Below are 18231 nucleotides of genomic sequence, written 5' to 3'. Positions count from 1 at the left end.
GTATGCTTAAAACTTTAGTTATCCTTTCTAGTCTATGCTTTATAAGCTGCTCCTCAAAAATAGAGAAAGAAGATTTAAAAAACCTAAATGGATATTGGGAAATACAAAAGGTAACTTTTAAGGACGGTACTTCTAAAGAATACAAAATGAGTACTACCTTAGATTATATTCACGTTTTAGATAGCACAGGATATAGAAAAAAAGTACAACCAAAATTTAATGGCACTTACCAAACCTCTAATGATGCCGAAACTTTTAGTATTACAGAGGAGAATGCAAATTTCTTTTTAAATTACTCATCGAATACCGTTAGTAAAAGAAAAGAAAAAGTAGTTACTTTAAATAAGAAAACACTCTCTGTTGTTAACGAAAAAGAAATTATGTATACTTATAAAAAATTCACCCCTATAAATATTACTAAATAATGGCAAAACGCAAGTTTGGTAATTTACCTTTAAATGAAGCTTTACAAGAATTTATTAAAGAAAATAAATTGCAAAGCGGCATGGACAAAGTTAATGTTAAGGAGGCATGGATTAATTTAATGGGAAATGGTGTAAATAATTATACTACCGCAGTAGAATTACGAAACGAAACTTTATTTGTTTCTCTTTCTTCCTCTGTATTAAGGAATGAGTTAAGCCAAGGAAAATCTAAAATTATTACTATGCTAAATGAAGAGTTAGGCAAAGAAGTAGTAAAAAAACTGGTTTTAAGATAAAGAAAAAGCTGCTTATAAAAATAAGCAGCTTTTAAAATAATAAATTTTTATATTTAGTAAATTTCTCTTCCTGAAAAATGGAAACTTCCTTCTATAGCTGCATTTTCATCACTATCAGAACCATGAACAGCATTTTCTCCAATACTAGTTGCAAACATTTTACGAATAGTACCTTCTGCAGCTTCTGCTGGGTTAGTAGCTCCAATTAATGCTCTAAAATCTTCAACCGCATTTTCTTTTTCTAAAATAGCAGATACTATTGGACCTCTAGTCATAAAAGTAACTAAATCTGCAAAAAATGGACGCTCCTTATGTACTGCATAAAAAGCTTCTGCATCTCTTTTGCTTAACTGCGTATATTTCATTGCTACAATTTTAAAACCAGCAGCTGTAATTTTATCTAAAATACCACCAATATGCCCATTTTCAACAGCATCTGGCTTAATCATTGTAAAAGTTCTATTTGTTGTCATGTCTTTAAATTTTGCGCAAAAATACGTTTTTCCTTACAATGCACAAGCATTAGAACAATTGTTATGTATATTAAGTTAGTTATTTCTTATTCTTTACAATAGTATAAGGCAGCGCTAATAACTTTGCAAGCAAGAAAAGTATAATATTATCTTAAAACTTCCTCAAAATTAGCATTTTCTAATTTACCACTATAGTATAAAATTGTATATTCGTCGTCATGAATTTAAAGGACATAAATACACTTAAAACATTACTTTCTACACCCCAAAAAATTGTAATTGTTCCTCATAAAAACCCAGACGGAGACGCTATTGGCTCCACTCTAGGCCTTTGTCATTACTTACAGAATGAAGGGCATAAAGCAACCATTGTTTCGCCTAATGATTACCCAAAGTTTTTAAAATGGATTCCTGGAAATGATAGTATTTTAAATTTTGAAAAAGAGAACTACCAATCTAAAGACCGTATTAATGAAGCTTCTGTAATTTTCACCTTAGACTTTAATCATCTAGGAAGAATAGGACAAATGCAACCATTTTTAGAAGAAGCAAATGCAACTTTTGTTATGGTAGACCACCATCAAGAACCTGCAGACTATGCTAGTATTATGTATTCTGATGTTAGTATGAGCTCTACTTGTGAGATGGTGTACAACTTAATTGAATTTCTGGGAGATGTTAGTAAGATTGATACCAAAATTGCTAATTGTCTTTATACTGGAATAATGACGGATACTGGCTCTTTTAGATTTGCATCTACTACCAGTAGAACACATGAAGTTGTTGCCGACTTAATTAAAAAAGGTGCTAAAAATGCCGAGATTCATCATAAAATCTATAACGCTAACACACCCAGCAGACTGCACCTATTAGGCTGTGCTCTTAAAAACATGGTTATTTTAAGAGAATTTAATACCGTTTATATTACCTTAAGTCAAGAAGAGTTAGACACTTACAACTATCAAAAAGGAGACACTGAAGGATTTGTAAACTACGGTTTAACTTTAGAAGGAATAAAATTTGCTGTCATATTTATTGAAAATAAAGAAGAAGGTATTTTAAAAATATCATTACGTTCTATTGGAGATTTTTCTGTGAATGAATTTTCTAGAAAGCATTTTAGTGGTGGTGGCCATACTAATGCTGCTGGAGGCAAAAGTGATGACTCTATTGAAGCTACCACGCGGTATTTTGTAAGTTTATTAGAGAATTATAAAGAAGAACTAACCGCATGAAAAACATCTCACTAATTATATTCCTATTAGCTATTGTAAGTTGCAAAGGACCAGAACCAAGAAGAGCAGTTAAAAAAAGTTCAGGAAATATTATCAAAGAATCCGTTGCTAGAAACAAAAGACTTTTAAAAGAAGAAGAAGAACTCTTTAAAGATATTATTGAAAAAGATACTATTAACAAATACATACATAGCGATGTAGGTTCTTGGTATTTTTATACATCCAAAAATAATGAAAGTAACTATACTGCTAAACCAAAAGACTTAGTTACCATGACCTATACCATTTTAAATGTAAACAATGACACTATTTACTCTTACAAAGAAATAGATACTATTAATTACAAAGTAGATTTACAAGAACTATTTCCAGGACTTAGACATAGTGTTAAATTATTAAAAGAAAATGAAACTGCAACATTCTTATATCCTTCATCTTTAGCGTATGGCTATCACGGAGACAATAAAAAAATTGGAATTAACCTTCCTATAAAAGCAACTATTTCCATTTTAAAAATTAAAAAAGAAAACCAATAGATTTAAAATTAATATTATGATTAAAAAAGTATATGCATTTATAGTTATAACTCTTGCAATAGCAAGTTGTAAATCTGGAAAACATGCAGAATTAGGAGATGGATTATTTGCAAATATAGAAACCACTAAAGGAGATATAATTGTAAAATTAGAACAAGAAAAAACTCCAGTTACTGTTGCTAACTTTATATCTTTAGCAGAAGGAACAAGTCCATTTGTTAGCGAAGAATTTAAAGGAAAAAAATATTATGACGGTATTATTTTCCATAGAGTTATAAAAGACTTTATGATTCAAGGTGGCGATCCTACTGGAACTGGCTCTGGTAGCCCAGGATATAAATTTAAAGATGAATTTAATGACTCTTTAACGCACAGTAAAAAAGGTATCTTATCTATGGCTAACTCTGGACCAACAACCAACGGTAGTCAATTTTTTATAACACATAAAGAAACCCCTTTTTTAAATGGAAGACATACTGTTTTTGGCGAAGTAGTAGAAGGTTTAGATATAGTAGACTCTATTGCTGTAGTAAAAACACAATCTGACAGACCTTTAGATAGTATTGTCATGAATAAAGTTAGTATTATAAGAAATGGGAAACTTGCTAAAAAGTTTGATGCCGTTGAAGTTATGAGTTCTTATTTTAAAGGTGAAGAAGAAAAAATTGCTGCTTTTGAAAAAATGAAAAGTGAATTTGCTGCTGAGCTTAATGAAATGAAAACAAAAGCAACAGAATTACCAAGTGGATTAAAAGTATATACAATTAAAGAAGGTACAGGAGACAAACCAAAAGTTGGACAAAAAGTAAAAGTTTTTTATGCTGGCTACTTATCTAATGGGAATTTATTTGATAGTAATTATGAGGAAGTTGCTAGAAAATTTAATAAATATGATGATAGGAGAAAACAGGGTCGCGGATATGAAGCAATTCCTATGGACTATAGTCCAGATGCAACTCTAATCCCTGGATTTAAAGAAGGATTATTAAGTATGAAAGTTGGTGACAAAATACGTGTATTTATACCGCCACACTTAGGATATGGAGAAGCTGGTGCAGGAGCTGTTATTCCTCCTAACGCAGATTTAGTTTTTGATTTAGAAATCACTGATATTGCAGAATAAAATTTAATTAAACCAAAAAAAAGGCTTGCAATGTGCAAGCCTTTTTTTATGATTATTTTTCTGGGCTATCTTTTAAAATTTCCAAAACAAATTTCCAGTATTTTTGAACAGATGAAATACTTACTCGTTCATCTGGAGAATGCGCTCCTTTAATTGTTGGACCAAAACTTATCATATCTATTTTTGGATAATTTTGCCCAAGAATACCACATTCTAAACCTGCATGACAGGCGGCTACATTTGGTTTTTCTTTAAAAATTGTTTCATATTTATTTACCAAAACTTTTAATATAGCAGAATCCGGGTTAGGATTCCAACCAGGGTAATCTCCAGACAAAGAAACATCCATACCAGCCATTTCAAAAGTAGCTGTTAACACGTTTGTTAAATCATCTTTAGCCGAATTAACAGAAGAACGTGTTAAACAAGCTATGACAACCTCTCCTTTTTTAACAGTTACTCTAGCAATATTATTAGAGGTTTCTACTAAATTTGGCATTGAAGCACTCATACTATAAACACCATTATGCGCTGCATAAATAGCATTGAATAGTTTTTCTTGAGGACGTAATCCCATAACTTTTTTAGGTTTTTTAACTACAGTAAACGTAACATTAAGATTAGGCTCTGTTATTTTAAACTCCTTTTTTATTATAACTGCTAAGTTTTCTATTTCTTTTTCAAATGCACTTGCATGGGCTTTATCTACAATTAAAACAGTAGAACTTTCGCGTGGTATTGCATTACGTAAACCACCACCATTTATTTCAGAAATTCTTATATTATAATTCTTATTACAAGTATATAAAACCCTATTCATTATTTTATTAGCATTCCCTAAACCTTTATGAATATCCATACCACTATGCCCACCTTGCAAACCGTTAACAACAATTTTATAAGGAACCACTCCCCTTGGAAGAGACTTTTCAGAATAGGAACGTTTTGCAGTTATATCTACTCCTCCAGCACAACCTATACCTATTTCATCATCTTCTTCGGTATCTAAATTTAGTAAAATCTCACCTTTTAAAATACCTCCTTTAAGACCCATTGCACCAGTCATTCCCGTTTCCTCATCAATCGTGAATAAAGCCTCTAAAGCAGGATGTTCTATATTTGTACTCTCTAGTAATGCCATTATGGTAGCAACTCCTAACCCATTATCTGCCCCCAAAGTAGTTCCATTAGCTTTTACCCAATCTTCCTCAACAAACATTTCTATCCCTTGTTCATCAAAATTAAAAATAGTGTCATTGTTTTTTTGATGCACCATATCTAAATGGGACTGTAATGTTATCATTTTTTTATTTTCAAAACCTTTAGAAGCAGGTTTTCTAATTATAACATTACCAATCTCATCTTTAAGAGTTTCTAAATTTAAAGATTCTCCAAAAGCAAGCATAAAATTTATAACACGTTCTTCTTTTTTAGAAGGCCTTGGAACTGCATTTAAATCTGCAAACTTGTTCCAAACAGCTATAGGTTCTAATTCTCTTATTTCTTTACTCATTTTTTTTATTTTAATCACTCAAAAATACGGATTGATAAACAACCTTACGAGGAATTTAGCTAATTTTGAAAAGGACACTACGTATTCATAATTTTATAACATCAATATAATTTGAAATTAACTCTAAATAGAAGCATTGCCTTATTATTAATACCACAAATTATTGCTGTGAAGTGGCTTGGAAGCCACCCTGAGATTATAGAAAAATATTATAGCAATTGGCTATACCCAATACTATCCTCTTTCTTTAGAACACTTTTTGGATGGGTTCCTTTTTCTATAGGAGATATTATATATTTTTCTTTACTAGCTATAGGTTTAGGATATATTTATACCAATAGAAAGTATTTACGAAAAAACTTAAAAGTGTTTTTTATAAACTGTATAATGATACTCTCTATAGTTTATTTTACTTTTCATTTACTATGGGGATTAAATTATTATAGAGAACCTATTGCTAAAAAGTTCCATTTAAAGGAAGATTACACGCAGGAAGAACTTATTGTTTTAACTAAAAAACTAATTGCCAAAACTAACGCCACACAATTACAAATAACAAAAGACGCTACAACTCCCGTAACTTCCCCTTACACTAAAGAAGAAATATTTTCTAAAACTTTAGAGGGTTACGATCAATTAAATAAAAAATATCCTTTTTTATCTTACCAAAAACCAAGCATAAAAAAATCGCTCTTTAGCACAGGACTAACCTATATGGGGTATGGTGGCTATCTTAACCCATTTACTAATGAAGCGCAAGTAAATGCATTATTACCTAAATTTAGATTTCCTGTAGTTGCAGGTCATGAAATTGGGCATCAAATTGGGTATTCTGCAGAAAATGAAACTAATTTTATTGGTTATTTAGTTACTGTTCGCAATTCTGATATATATTTTAAATATTCTGCATATGCTTATGCTTTAGGTTATTGCTTAAATGATATAAACAAAAAAGACCCTGAACTTGTTAAGCAGTTATTAGATGAATTAAACCCTGGAGTCAGAAAAAATTATAAACAAATGGCAGACTTTTGGGATACTTACGAAAATCCGCTAGAGCCAATATTTAAAACTATATACAACAGTTTTTTAAAAGCAAACAATCAAACAAAAGGAATACAAAGCTATAATGCTGTTGTATCCCTTATGATTAGCTATCATAAAAAAAACAATTTGTAACGTTATAAAATATTATTCAACAGAACCCCAGTTCTCACCAGATTTAATTCTGTACAACTGCATTTCAGAAATACCAAATTGCTTCGCTAACATTTTTAGCCTAGTACGCCTATTAGGATCATTTATTTTTTTCTTGAGTAACCTTACTTTAGCTTCGGATAGTTTTGAATACCTACGCCTTTTAGAAGCCTCTTTGTATTCTGGATTACTAAATTGGTGTTTTTCTTTCTCCTCTTTAGTAGCCCATTTTAAGTTTTCGAGTCTATTATCCTTTTTATCGTAGTTTAAATGAATAACATATTGACCGTCATTTTTTTCAAGAAAATGCTCTGCAATTAACTTATGTACATATCTACTAGTTAATTTTTTATTCACTTCTTGTTTTAAAGGCAAATTCTGGTAGCCATTAATATAAGTTACTTTAACCAATTTCTCGGTAGTACCTTTACAATTAATGATTCTTCCAAAATTTGAAATCTTGTACTTCTCATTTTTAGAAATCTTGTCGTCAAACTTAATTTCTTTCCAATTTTCTTTTCTGTAGCTTTTTATCATCTTTAGGGGGTTCAATGATAGTTAATGGTTTCTTTATATATTTTAACAAGATATAAAATTCTTTGCAATACCAATATTATTTGAGGTATTCCTTACAAAGAACAAAAATAAATCAGCTTATTTGCGTAAAAAAACATACGTAATCCTACAAAAGATATGTTCATAATTTATTTTACCTTTATGAAAGGTACTAACTCCCCTATTTTATAAATATCTTCTCTAGGGGACAAACAAACAAAGCCATTAGCTCTGGATAATGTTGTTAAATCTCCAGAACCATTACCATTTATGAGTTTTCCACAAAACAAACCTTTCTCTAAAAAAGTAGTTACTTGAACAAATTTTGTTAAGGGAGGTTTTGCTTCTATTTCCTCCTGTAATTGCACTTGTAAATTATCTTGTGGTAATCCCAAACTCTTTTTTAGCCACGGTAAAAAATACACATGGTAGTTAGCAAATGTGGAAACAGGATTTCCAGGGAAAGAAAATATAATAGTTTCTGTTTCTTTATGAATACCAAACCAAAAAGGCTTTCCTGGTTTTTGTGCCACTCTATGAAAAACTTTTTCTACTCCTAATTCTTCCATAACTTCTGGAATAAAATCGTATTTTCCTTTAGAAACACCACCGCTTAACAATAGAGCGTCATTATTCTTAAGCGCTACGGAAAGACTTTTTTTTATTTCTTCTTTTTTATCCGCTAAATGCAACTGTTCCGGAATAATATACTCTTTGTACAAAGCTGCCTCTATAGAAAGAGTATTAGATTTTCTAATTTGATGTGGTAATGGTTTTTCTTCTACTGGAACAAGCTCATTTCCTGTAGAAATAACTGTTATTTTTGGTGTTTTTTTAACGTTCACTTCTGATTTACCAACTGTTGCTAAAACTCCAACCTCAGCCGCATCTATTAGTATTCCTGGAGATAATAAAACAGCTCCTTCTTTTTCATCTGTTCCTTGAGCATGAATATTTATTCCTTGTTTTGGAATTTGATTTATGGTAACCACACCATCAGTAATGCTAACATGTTCGTACATTACAATGGTATCTGCGTTTTTAGGTAACACAGCTCCTGTCATAATCTCTAAACAATTATAATCTTCTTTCAATTCTTGCTGCGGAATTCCTGCACTACAAATACCCTCTATTTTTAACTCCGTTTTCCCTTCTAAAATAGATTTATAATTTAGTGCAATACCATCTTTAGTTGAACGATTAAAAGGCGGGAAATCACGGTCTGCATAAATTGTTTCGGCTAATACCCTACCAACACTGTTTTTTAATGTAACAGTCTCTTCTCCAAAATCTTTAGTATTTTCTAATACCTTAGTAAAGGCATCCTCAAAATTTATCATTAGTAATAATATATTTAGGCATAGTTAGCAAAGGAATTTAATTTATTCATTCCTCCGTTTACATTAATACAAATAGCTTCTGGAAATTGTTTCTTTACTTCTAGCAAAGCTTTTTTACTGCGTATACCAGATTGACAAATAAAATAAACTGGTGACGCTATATCTAGTTCTTTTAATCGGTCATCTATTTCATCTAACGGAATATTTACAGCCCCAATAAGATGCTCATCTTCATATTCATTATTTGTCCTAACATCAATAAGTTGTATATTTTTATCGGCTAACAAATCTTGTAAACCAATAGCTTCAATAGATTCTAGAATTGTTTCACAACTAAAACTATAACTAGTCTGTAATTCTTTAATTAATAGATTCTCTTCTACAACTGGAAATTTTATTTTTTGAGTTCGCTGAGCTAAAGCATCAAAAATTAATAAAGTCCCTGAGAGTAAATCTCCAATACCGGTAATTAACTTAACTGTTTCTAAAGCTTGAAGGTTACCTATAATTCCTGGCAGTATTCCTAAAACGCCATTATCATTACAATTTGGAACCTCATCTTCTTTTGGCATGGTTGGGAACAAACACCTATACGTTGGACTACCATCTGCATTAAAAACACTTACCTGCCCTTCAAAATCGTGCAAAGCACCATAAACAAAAGGTTTATTTAGGATAACACAAGCATCGTTTACAAGGTATCTTGTTGGGAAATTGTCCGAAGCATCTACAACGCAGTCATAATTTCTAATAATTTTTAGAGCATTTTCAACATTAAGAAAAGTCGCAAAAGTTTTAATTTGTGTGGCGGAATTCTGTTCATTTAATTTCCTAGCTGCTACAGTTACTTTTAGCGTCCCTACATCTGACTCATCATATAAAACCTGCCTATGCAAATTGGTTATAGAAACCGTATCATTATCTACAATTCCAATTTCACCAACTCCCATGGCGTTTAAATATGTTAAAACAGGTACACCTAAACCACCAGCGCCAATTACCAAAACTTTAGCATTTGCTAATTTATCTTGCGCTAATTTTCCAAAACTTTTTAATTGAATTTGCCTACTGTATCTATTCTCACTCATGAGACAGCTATTTTCTCCAGCGCTTTTTCATAATCTTCTACTGAATTTGCATTTAACAAGACATGTTCATTAGTAGGAAAAACTAATTCCACATCACTGTTAATTAAATATTTACGTGGACAACTACCATTGCCTGCTTCCAAGTAAGTAACAGATTGTTTTAGTGCTTCTGGCTCCCAAATAGCGCATAATGGTTCTGGCAAAGGATTCTCCTTTAATGCAAAAGCCGTAGATAAAGGATTCCTTTTTGTATTTCTAGAAGCTATTAGTTCTTTTAGAGAAGTAACATTCATTAAAGGTAAATCACAAGCCAATACTAACCAAGCAACATCTGGATGTTCTTTATAAGCAGATAAAAGCCCATTATAAGGCCCTTTATATTCATCTTTATCTATAATAACATTAAAACCTGTACTAATTTCCGATGTTTGTTCCTTACGAATACTCATAAAAGTCTTATCGCAAACAGAACTTAACATTTCATATAAATATTCCCTTTGAGGGATTCCATGATAAGACAGCAATCCTTTATCTTGTCCCATTCGGGTACTTTTACCTCCAGATAGAACTAAACCGTATATTTTATCTTTCAAAATCATTTTTTCCTCCTGTTTTTTTCTCTAATTTAATTTCAGAAATAACAATATCCTGAGATAAGGCTTTACACATATCATAAATAGTTAATGCTGCTACAGAAACACCTGTTAAAGCTTCCATTTCTACTCCTGTTTTTTCTGTACATTTTACGGTACAACTAACCAACAACTCATTAGTTCCTGGCTCTATATCTATATGTACTTTAGTTAAATTTATTTGATGGCAAAGAGGAATTAACTCAGATGTTTTTTTTACTGCCTGTATTCCTGCTATTATTGCAGTTTGTAAAATGCTTCCTTTTTTACCCGAAAATTGATTTTCTGATAAGGTTTTAAAAACTACTTCTGGAAAAATCACTTTCCCTGATGCAATAGCTAAACGTGGTGATTCTACTTTATCAGAAACATCTACCATTACGGCATTACCAGCTTCATCTATATGTGTAAGTTTAGTACTCATTACCCTCCTATTGATGTCATTGAATTAGAAAAAACATTTTTATATTTTTCTTGTGCTTCAAAACCTGTTTTAGCTCTGCTCCCAACAGCTTTTAGAATTTCGGCTTTAATTCCCTCTTCAGAGTTCTCGCCTCTCATAATATCTCTTAAGTTAGAGCTAGCTTTTGCATATAAACAAGTAATTACATCTCCGGTGGCAGAAATACGTAATCTATTACAACTCCCACAAAAAGTTCTACTAAAAGAAGGAATTACGCCAAAAGTGCCTTTATAACCAGGTATTTTATAATTAATAGAAGTCGATGTTTTCTCGGATTCTAATTTAAAATAATCCGGAAAACCTTCTTTAATATGTTCTAAAATGTGCTTATAATCCCACTTTAATTTAGAGAATGATTTTGTTCCACCATTAAATGGCATTTCTTCCAAAAAACGCACACAAACATCAAAATCTTTAGTTAACTCTAAAATAGGAAGTATATCCTGTGTATTTTGCCCTTCTAGTGCTATAAAGTTAATACGAACATTAAATCCTTCTGTAATTAACTTAAGAATATTTGCATGTACTGTTTCGTACTCTTTTCTTCTAGTAATACGCTCAAAAGTATCTCTATTAATAGCATCTAAGCTTACATTAATATTTTTTATTCCTAATTCTTTAAGCTCATTTATGTATGGCCCAATGACTGTTGCATTAGTAGTTATAGAAATATCTTTTAAACCCTCTAAGTTTGAAAGATGCCGCAGCAAGACCATCAAATCCTTACGAACAAATGGTTCTCCTCCTGTAATTCTAATTTTATCTATACCTTGACTAACCAAAATAGAACTTAACTTAGATAATTCTTCTATTGTAAATAAGGCATTGTTAGGTGCAAAATTTATACCCTCAGAAGGCATACAATAATTGCATCTTAAATTACAACGGTCTGTTACCGCTAAACGCAAATAATTAATGGTTCTATTATGATTATCTATTAACATAACTATGGATGGGCAGATACCCAAACTTCTTTATTTTTAAACATTTCTTTTTTCCAGATAGGAACTCGTTCCTTTAAGGTATCAATTAAATAACGGCAAGCCTCAAAACATTCTGGTCTATGTGCTGCAGAAGCACCAACAATAACCACTGGCTCTTCTACTTTTTTTGCACCAACAGCATGTTCCATAACTACACTGTTTAGATTCCATTTTTTAACAGCCTCATCTGCAATTTTTTGCATTTCTTTTAAAGCCATTGCTTTGTAGGTTTCAAATTCTAGCGCAATAACCTCTTCGTTATTTGTAAACTCCCTAACTGTACCTATAAAAACACAAATACCTCCACTATGTGCATGCGATAATTTTGCATATATATTGGAAGTATCTATTGTATCTACTATTTGTATATTTAATTTCTTCATTATCCTCCGCTTACTGGTGGAATAATTGCAATTTCATCATTCCGTTCTAAAGGTACATTATCTTTAGCATATTCGTTATTAACAGCTACAGCAAAGGATGTTAATTTAGAAAATTCGGAATATCTAGTCTTTAAATATTCTTTTAAATCATTTACCGTAGGTTTATTTACTAAATCCGAAATTAACAATTCGGAAGTTCCCACAATATCTCTGGTAATTCCAAAAAACAAAACATTCATCTTAACACCTCTTAATTACCCAATTATTTCTTTTGCCACCATATTTTTAGTAAATGGTTGCTTATATATTCTATTACCTGTTGCTTTAGTAATTGCTATAGAAACAGCAGCTCCTGCAGGAGGCAAAGTTGGTTCTCCTAAACCAGTAGGTGATAAATTATTTTCTACAAAGTACGTTGCCACTTTAGGAGATTCACTATTACGAATAAGACGATAAGTTCCAAAATTACTACTATCTGGCATACCATCTTTAAATTTAAAATCGCCATACATAGCATGTCCAACACCATCTACTACACCACCTTCTATTTGATTTATTGCTCCTAGCGGATTAACCACTATACCACAATCTACCGCTACAGTAACATTTTTTACTACAGGTTTATTATTCTCCATAACCACATCGGCAACCTCAGCTACGTGAGTATTATGACAATAGTAAGCGCAAAAACCTTGATAAACGCCTTCTTTTGGTGTTCTATATCCAGATTTTTCAACTACTAAATTTATTACTCCTTCTAAACGCTCTGGTGAATATTGAATTTTATCATCTTTAGTACCTTTTACTTTTTGTAGTAAATCTAATCGCATTTGAACAGGGTCTTTCTCTATCACTTCTGCTAATTCATCAAAAAAACTTTGCTCAGCATAGGATAAAAAATTAGTGTATGGAGCTCGCCATGCACCAGTAGTTATATTACTTTTTAAGCTAGCTACATCTACTTGATAATTTTCTATGGCACCAGCTGGAAAAAAATTAGGAATTAAACCATACATATTCCCATTTACCGCGGCCTCTTTAAGCTGGTATCCTGTTATTTCTCCATTTTTTACACTAGCCTTAATTCTATATTTTATTGCAGGCCTATATACTCCTGTTGTCATATCATCTTCTCTAGAAGAAACCATTTTAACAGGCTTACGAATTACATCTGCTATCTCTGCAACCTCCATAGCAAAGTCCCCATATAGTCTTCTTCCAAAACCACCTCCCATACGTGTCATTTTTACACTAATGTCTTCCAAGCTTCTATCTAACATAGTAGAAACTGCTGTTGCTAAATCTTCAGGTGTTTGTATTGGCCCCACTAATCTTACTTTAGCGTCATCTACACTTGCAAAGAAATTCATAGGTTCCAAACAATTATGTGGCAAAAATGGCGATTCGTAAGTTCTTTCTAATACTTTATCTGCCTGCGCAAAAGCTTTTTTTACATCGCCATCGGAACGCATAGTTCTAAACTTTTTACCATCTAGTAACTTTACCAATTCTTTATCATGAGCCTCTGTACTTTCTAGTGGCGTTCCTTCTTTCCAAACTGCTTTTATTGCTTTTTTTCCTTTCATAGCAGCCCATGTAGAGTTAGCTATAACTACTACTTTATCACTACTACTAAGCTTTACAGACCAACCCGGTTTTTCACTATTTAAAAGATTTCTTGCTTTTTCTCCAATAGTAATAACATCTACCACTCCACTAATATTCTTAGCAGCAGTAGCATCAAAAGATTCTAATTCTTGTCCAAAAGCTGGAGGTCTTAAAACAGATGCATATACCATTCCCTCTTCCTTATAATCCAATCCAAAAAGGGGTTTGCCACTAACAATTTCATCTATATCAACATTTATAGCCTTTGTACCAATTATAGTATAATCTTTTGGTTCTTTAAGCGCTACATTTTCTGGAATTTCTAATAAAGCAGCCTCTTTTACAACATCTCCGTACCCAAGAGTTTCTCCTTTTGCATTTGTAATTACACCTTCCTTTGCAGAGCATTCTGAAGCACTTACTCCCCACTTTGCTGCAGCAGCATTAATTAACATTTGTCTAGCTGTAGCTCCTGTCTGGCGTAAAGCATCCCAACCAAAACGAATAGATTGACTACCACCAGCAACTTGTCTTGTATAATTTTCGGTATCTAAAACACCTTGCTCTACAACTACATTTTTCCATGCTACATTTAATTCTTCTGCAATAATCATAGGCATAGATGTTTTTACTCCTTGCCCAATTTCTGGATTTGGAGAAAAAATAGTTACCATACCATTTTCCGCAATTTTAATAAATGCATTAAAATCTGCGAAATTTAATTTACTTATATCTATTGGCATTTCTGCCTTTTGTTTACATGCTGTAAAAAGGTTAAAACCAATTAACAAACCACCACTTGCTAAAGAGGAAGCTTTTAAAAACCCTCTTCTACTAAAATTAGAATTATTTTCTGTTGCCATTTTTTTTTAGTTTTTTAAGGTTATCCTATTTTTTCTGAAGCAATTGCAACAGCTCTTTGTATACGATTATATGCAGAGCAACGGCATATATTACCATTCATTGCAATTTTAATTTCTTCCTCTGTAGGTTTAGGGTTAGTTTCTAAAAAAGCCGAGGCTGTCATTATTTGCCCCGCCTGGCAGTAACCACATTGCGGCACATCTACTTCTTTCCAAGCTTGTTGCACTGGATGCGAACCGTTTTCTGAAAGTCCTTCTATAGTTGTTATTTCTTTATCTTCTAAAGCGGAAACGGGTAATAAACAACTCCTTGTTGCTGTACCATCTATATGTACCGTACATGCTCCACATTGTCCTATTCCACAACCAAATTTAGTTCCTACTAAATCTAAATTGTCTCTAAGCGCCCATAGTAATGGGGTATCAGACTCTGCTTCAACTACTTGTTTTTCTCCGTTAACTTTTAAATTGTATGTTGGCATAATTAGTAAAGATTGGATTATTAAAAAATCTCACATAAGATACTCTAAAAATAATTATAAAAAATACTACCAATATAGAATAAATGTATTTTTAACTTTTAATTATGTTAACACGTAAACTTATTTTTTATTTACTACCTGAGCATTATTAGGCATTTTAAAATAGTCTTCCTTTATTTTATTTGAGCTTAAAGTAGCATTCGTAAATTCTAAAACATGGTCTGGTTCTATTAAAGTCCTTCCTTCGTATTTATACCATGAAATAGATTTTGGAAGCACTATGTTATTAATAGTTTGCCAGTTATTATAACGAATCCACTTTACGTTTTCAGAAACCTCTCCACTTCGATACGTTACCGTATACCCTAACCATTCCATCTTATTAGTTTCTGGGTGATAATGCAAAAAATAGTTATCCTTAGAAGAAGTACCCACTCCGGTATTAAAACTAATTTTTATTCCAGGATAAGAGACCCCATTAAAATCTAAATTTTCTGTTTCACTATACACAATTCCCTTATCCGCTATAACAAATGGCATTGCAAAAAAATAAAAGTATAAATTATGAAAAAAGACAGGGTCGCCTTTAAAAAGATTCTTCTCATTTAACATCCAAATATTTTCTCCATCAAATCCTAAAGAATAATCTGGAGCATCTACCCTCTCCCTCCTTAGCTTTAAATCTATAGAATGTTTTTCAACATATTCTTCTTTAGCAATTTCAAAAATTAACAAACTATTTTCTTTCCAGGCATCTAATCCCCCATGAGCATTAAGAACTTTCTTAAAAACATCTGGATAATCATTTAAATTAGAGGTTTCTATTTTTACTTCCTCTTGTTTCACTTTTTCTACTTTTTTAGTATTCTCTTTACAAGAAAAAAGAAAAAAAGATAAACACACTCCAATAATTGATTTTCTAATCATATTTTGATTTTTAATATAGTAGTTCTATTAAAGTTTGAATTACACTATTTTTGTAATAATGAGCAAAATTAAACATTTAAGTAGTCTTCAAAATTCTTTAATTAAAAAAGTATTGCTACTCAAAGATAAATCTAGAGAACGCAAAAAAGCAGCACTTTTTGTAGTGGAAGGTCAAAGAGAATTAGAATTAGCCCTAAAAGGAGGCTATATTATTTCCACTTTATTTTTTGAACCCTCTTTATCTCTAGAAGCATCATTAGATAAATACAATACTGTCAAAGAGGTAATTTCTGTAAGTAAAGAAGTATATCAAAAAATAGCTTATAGAGGTACTACTGAAGGTATAGTTGCTCTTGTTGAAAGTAAAAATAATACTTTAGAAAATTTAAAACTAAAAAACAAAACCCCTTTAATTCTTATAGCAGAAGCCCCTGAAAAACCAGGAAACATTGGCGCTTTATTACGCACTGCAGATGCTGCAAATTTAGATGCTGTTTTAATTGCTAACCCTAAAACAGATTTGTACAACCCCAATATTATACGTTCTAGCGTAGGCTGTGTTTTTACTGTGCCTATTGCCATGGCTAATACTAGTGAAATTATTTCTTTTTTAAATACCAAAAAAATAGACATTTATTGTGCGGCATTAACCGCATCTGTTAATTATACAAATGTGGATTATACAAAAGCTACTGCAATTGCTGTAGGTACAGAAGCTACAGGATTAACTGACACTTGGTTAAATGCTTCTAAAAAAAATATAATTATACCTATGGAGGGCGAAATAGACTCTATGAACGTATCCGTATCTGCTTCTATACTAATTTTTGAAGCAAAAAGACAACGTCTAACATCTTAAGAACAGAACTTATTACAATGGATAGCACTATTTTACATTATATAATATTAGGAATCTTATTTTTTCAGTTTATCCTAGAAACAATTTTAGATTATTTAAATGCAAAAAAATATAACGATGCTATTCCAGAAGAACTGCAAGATGTTTATGACGACGAGGCTTACAAAAAGTCGCAAGAGTATAAAAAAACCAACTATCGTTTTGGGCTACTAACCGCTACATTTTCTTTATTTCTAACCATAGGGTTTTTACTATTTGGAGGATTTAACTTTGTAGACCAATTAGTAAGTTCCATTACCAGTAATGTAATTATACAAGCACTACTGTTTTTTGGAATTATTTTAATTGGAAGTGATATTATTACTACTCCTTTTTCCTATTACCAAACCTTTACCATTGAAGAAAAATTTGGCTTTAACAAATCTACACGCGCTCTGTTTTTTCTAGACAAAATAAAAAGTTGGGTAATGATGGCTATTGTTGGCGGGGGAGTTTTATCACTAATAATATGGTTTTTTCAATGGGCAAATACCAATTTTTGGATTTATGCATGGGTATTAATAACACTATTTACAATATTCATGAATCTCTTTTACAGTAAATTAATAGTTCCTTTATTTAATAAACAACACCCAATAGAAGAAGGAACATTAAAGAACAAGATAGAAGCTTATGCTCATAAAGTAGGGTTTGCTTTAAACAATATTTATATAATAGATGGATCCAAAAGATCCACAAAAGCAAATGCTTATTTTTCTGGATTTGGAAAAGAAAAAAGAGTAACATTATATGATACTTTAGTGAACGATTTAGAAGAAGAGGAGATTGTAGCTGTTTTAGCACATGAAGTTGGTCACTACAAAAGAAAGCATATAATTTTTAATTTAGTTTCCTCTATAGCACTTACTGGTTTTATGCTTTTTATTCTTTCTTTATTTGTTAATAATCCAGAAATATCTTTAGCTATTGGCGTTTTAAAACCAAGTTTCCATGCAGCACTAATAAGTTTTGGCATATTATATAGTCCTATTTCAGAAGTAACAGGATTAGTAATTAATAGTATATCTAGAAAATTTGAATACCAAGCAGATAATTATGCTAAAAACACTTATGCAGCAACTCCACTAATTAGTAGTTTAAAAAAACTTTCAGAAAATAGCTTAAGTAATCTTACCCCACATCCAGCATATGTTTTTATGCACTACTCTCACCCTCCATTAATTAAAAGAATACGCAATTTAAAGGAATAG

Annotated in this window: 21 protein-coding genes; 8 read left to right on the top strand and 13 right to left on the bottom strand. The window is 31.5% G+C overall.

The features are described from left to right. The first annotated feature begins 2 nt into the window (after positions 1-2). Both CLV91_RS15250 and CLV91_RS15245 read left to right on the top strand, forming a co-directional pair. Positions 3-425, top strand: a complete 423-nt coding sequence (locus CLV91_RS15250) for a hypothetical protein (RefSeq protein WP_121069096.1) — start codon at positions 3-5, stop codon at positions 423-425. Next, the gene (locus CLV91_RS15245; protein WP_121069095.1) at positions 425-721 is read left to right on the top strand and encodes a DUF721 domain-containing protein; all 297 of its coding nucleotides are present in this window, start codon (positions 425-427) and stop codon (positions 719-721) included. Before CLV91_RS15250 ends, CLV91_RS15245 begins: the two co-directional genes overlap by 1 nt. Positions 722-774: 53 nt before the next feature. Here CLV91_RS15245 and CLV91_RS15240 read toward each other — a convergent pair whose 3' ends face one another. Beyond that, the gene (locus CLV91_RS15240; RefSeq protein ID WP_121069094.1) at positions 775-1194 is read right to left on the bottom strand and encodes a nucleoside-diphosphate kinase; all 420 of its coding nucleotides are present in this window, start codon (positions 1192-1194) and stop codon (positions 775-777) included. Positions 1195-1412: 218 nt separating this feature from the next. Between CLV91_RS15240 and CLV91_RS15235 the strand changes: the two genes are divergently transcribed. From CLV91_RS15235 to CLV91_RS15225, 3 genes are read left to right on the top strand one after another with little or no spacing between them, the layout of a single operon-like run. Continuing rightward, complete coding sequence (locus CLV91_RS15235) at positions 1413-2429, top strand: DHH family phosphoesterase (protein ID WP_121069093.1); 1017 nt, start codon at positions 1413-1415, stop codon at positions 2427-2429. Further along, positions 2426-2965 (top strand): gliding motility-associated peptidyl-prolyl isomerase GldI, encoded by a 540-nt coding sequence (gene gldI / locus CLV91_RS15230; protein ID WP_121069092.1) that lies wholly within the window; start codon positions 2426-2428, stop codon positions 2963-2965. The genes CLV91_RS15235 and gldI overlap by 4 nt, the downstream gene beginning before the upstream one ends. Before the next feature lie 16 nt (positions 2966-2981). After that, entirely contained in the window at positions 2982-4088 is a 1107-nt protein-coding gene (locus tag CLV91_RS15225) for a peptidylprolyl isomerase (protein WP_170146768.1), read from the top strand. Positions 4089-4140: 52 nt separating this feature from the next. Here the strand turns inward: CLV91_RS15225 and CLV91_RS15220 are convergent, their stop codons facing one another. Then, entirely contained in the window at positions 4141-5601 is a 1461-nt protein-coding gene (locus CLV91_RS15220) for an aminoacyl-histidine dipeptidase (RefSeq protein WP_121069091.1), read from the bottom strand. A gap of 111 nt (positions 5602-5712) precedes the next feature. On the opposite strand from CLV91_RS15220, the gene CLV91_RS15215 reads away from it, so the two are divergent. Beyond that, positions 5713-6780, top strand: coding sequence for a DUF3810 domain-containing protein (locus CLV91_RS15215; protein WP_121069090.1), 1068 nt, complete (start codon positions 5713-5715; stop codon positions 6778-6780). 12 nt (positions 6781-6792) lie between these two features. On the opposite strand, the gene CLV91_RS15210 is transcribed toward CLV91_RS15215, so the two are convergent. From CLV91_RS15210 to CLV91_RS15160, 11 genes are all read right to left on the bottom strand, one after another. Further along, entirely contained in the window at positions 6793-7335 is a 543-nt protein-coding gene (locus CLV91_RS15210) for an NUMOD4 domain-containing protein (RefSeq protein WP_121069089.1), read from the bottom strand. A 167-nt stretch (positions 7336-7502) separates the two neighbouring features. Further along, complete coding sequence (locus CLV91_RS15205; protein WP_121069088.1) at positions 7503-8693, bottom strand: molybdopterin molybdotransferase MoeA; 1191 nt, start codon at positions 8691-8693, stop codon at positions 7503-7505. 14 nt (positions 8694-8707) lie between these two features. Further along, a complete protein-coding gene (locus CLV91_RS15200; RefSeq protein WP_121069087.1) occupies positions 8708-9781 on the bottom strand; it encodes a HesA/MoeB/ThiF family protein in 1074 nt (357 codons plus the stop codon). Beyond that, complete coding sequence (locus CLV91_RS15195) at positions 9778-10380, bottom strand: NTP transferase domain-containing protein (RefSeq protein WP_121069086.1); 603 nt, start codon at positions 10378-10380, stop codon at positions 9778-9780. The genes CLV91_RS15200 and CLV91_RS15195 overlap by 4 nt, the downstream gene beginning before the upstream one ends. After that, positions 10364-10837, bottom strand: a complete 474-nt coding sequence (gene moaC / locus CLV91_RS15190; protein WP_121069085.1) for a cyclic pyranopterin monophosphate synthase MoaC — start codon at positions 10835-10837, stop codon at positions 10364-10366. Before moaC ends, CLV91_RS15195 begins: the two co-directional genes overlap by 17 nt. After that, positions 10837-11820: a GTP 3',8-cyclase MoaA gene (moaA, locus tag CLV91_RS15185; RefSeq protein ID WP_121069084.1), complete on the bottom strand. Its 984-nt coding sequence runs from the start codon at positions 11818-11820 to the stop codon at positions 10837-10839. Before moaA ends, moaC begins: the two co-directional genes overlap by 1 nt. Before the next feature lie 2 nt (positions 11821-11822). Continuing rightward, a complete protein-coding gene (locus CLV91_RS15180) occupies positions 11823-12242 on the bottom strand; it encodes a molybdenum cofactor biosynthesis protein MoaE (protein WP_121069083.1) in 420 nt (139 codons plus the stop codon). Then, positions 12242-12481, bottom strand: a complete 240-nt coding sequence (moaD, locus tag CLV91_RS15175) for a molybdopterin converting factor subunit 1 (protein ID WP_121069082.1) — start codon at positions 12479-12481, stop codon at positions 12242-12244. Before moaD ends, CLV91_RS15180 begins: the two co-directional genes overlap by 1 nt. Positions 12482-12496: 15 nt before the next feature. Next, a complete protein-coding gene (locus CLV91_RS15170; RefSeq protein WP_121069081.1) occupies positions 12497-14713 on the bottom strand; it encodes a xanthine dehydrogenase family protein molybdopterin-binding subunit in 2217 nt (738 codons plus the stop codon). 20 nt (positions 14714-14733) lie between these two features. Then, the gene (locus tag CLV91_RS15165) at positions 14734-15195 is read right to left on the bottom strand and encodes a (2Fe-2S)-binding protein (RefSeq protein WP_121069080.1); all 462 of its coding nucleotides are present in this window, start codon (positions 15193-15195) and stop codon (positions 14734-14736) included. A gap of 120 nt (positions 15196-15315) precedes the next feature. Then, positions 15316-16122, bottom strand: coding sequence for a DUF6503 family protein (locus CLV91_RS15160; RefSeq protein ID WP_121069079.1), 807 nt, complete (start codon positions 16120-16122; stop codon positions 15316-15318). A 58-nt stretch (positions 16123-16180) separates the two neighbouring features. Here CLV91_RS15160 and CLV91_RS15155 point away from each other — a divergent pair, with 58 nt between their 5' ends. Beyond that, the gene (locus tag CLV91_RS15155) at positions 16181-16981 is read left to right on the top strand and encodes a TrmH family RNA methyltransferase (protein WP_121069078.1); all 801 of its coding nucleotides are present in this window, start codon (positions 16181-16183) and stop codon (positions 16979-16981) included. A 17-nt stretch (positions 16982-16998) separates the two neighbouring features. Continuing rightward, entirely contained in the window at positions 16999-18231 is a 1233-nt protein-coding gene (locus CLV91_RS15150) for a M48 family metallopeptidase (RefSeq protein WP_121069077.1), read from the top strand.

This window comes from Maribacter vaceletii, from assembly GCF_003634105.1.
In the GTDB taxonomy this organism is placed as follows: domain Bacteria; phylum Bacteroidota; class Bacteroidia; order Flavobacteriales; family Flavobacteriaceae; genus Maribacter_B; species Maribacter_B vaceletii.
Note: the sequence above shows the minus strand (reverse complement) of the source record. Positions and strands in the feature narration are given on the sequence as shown.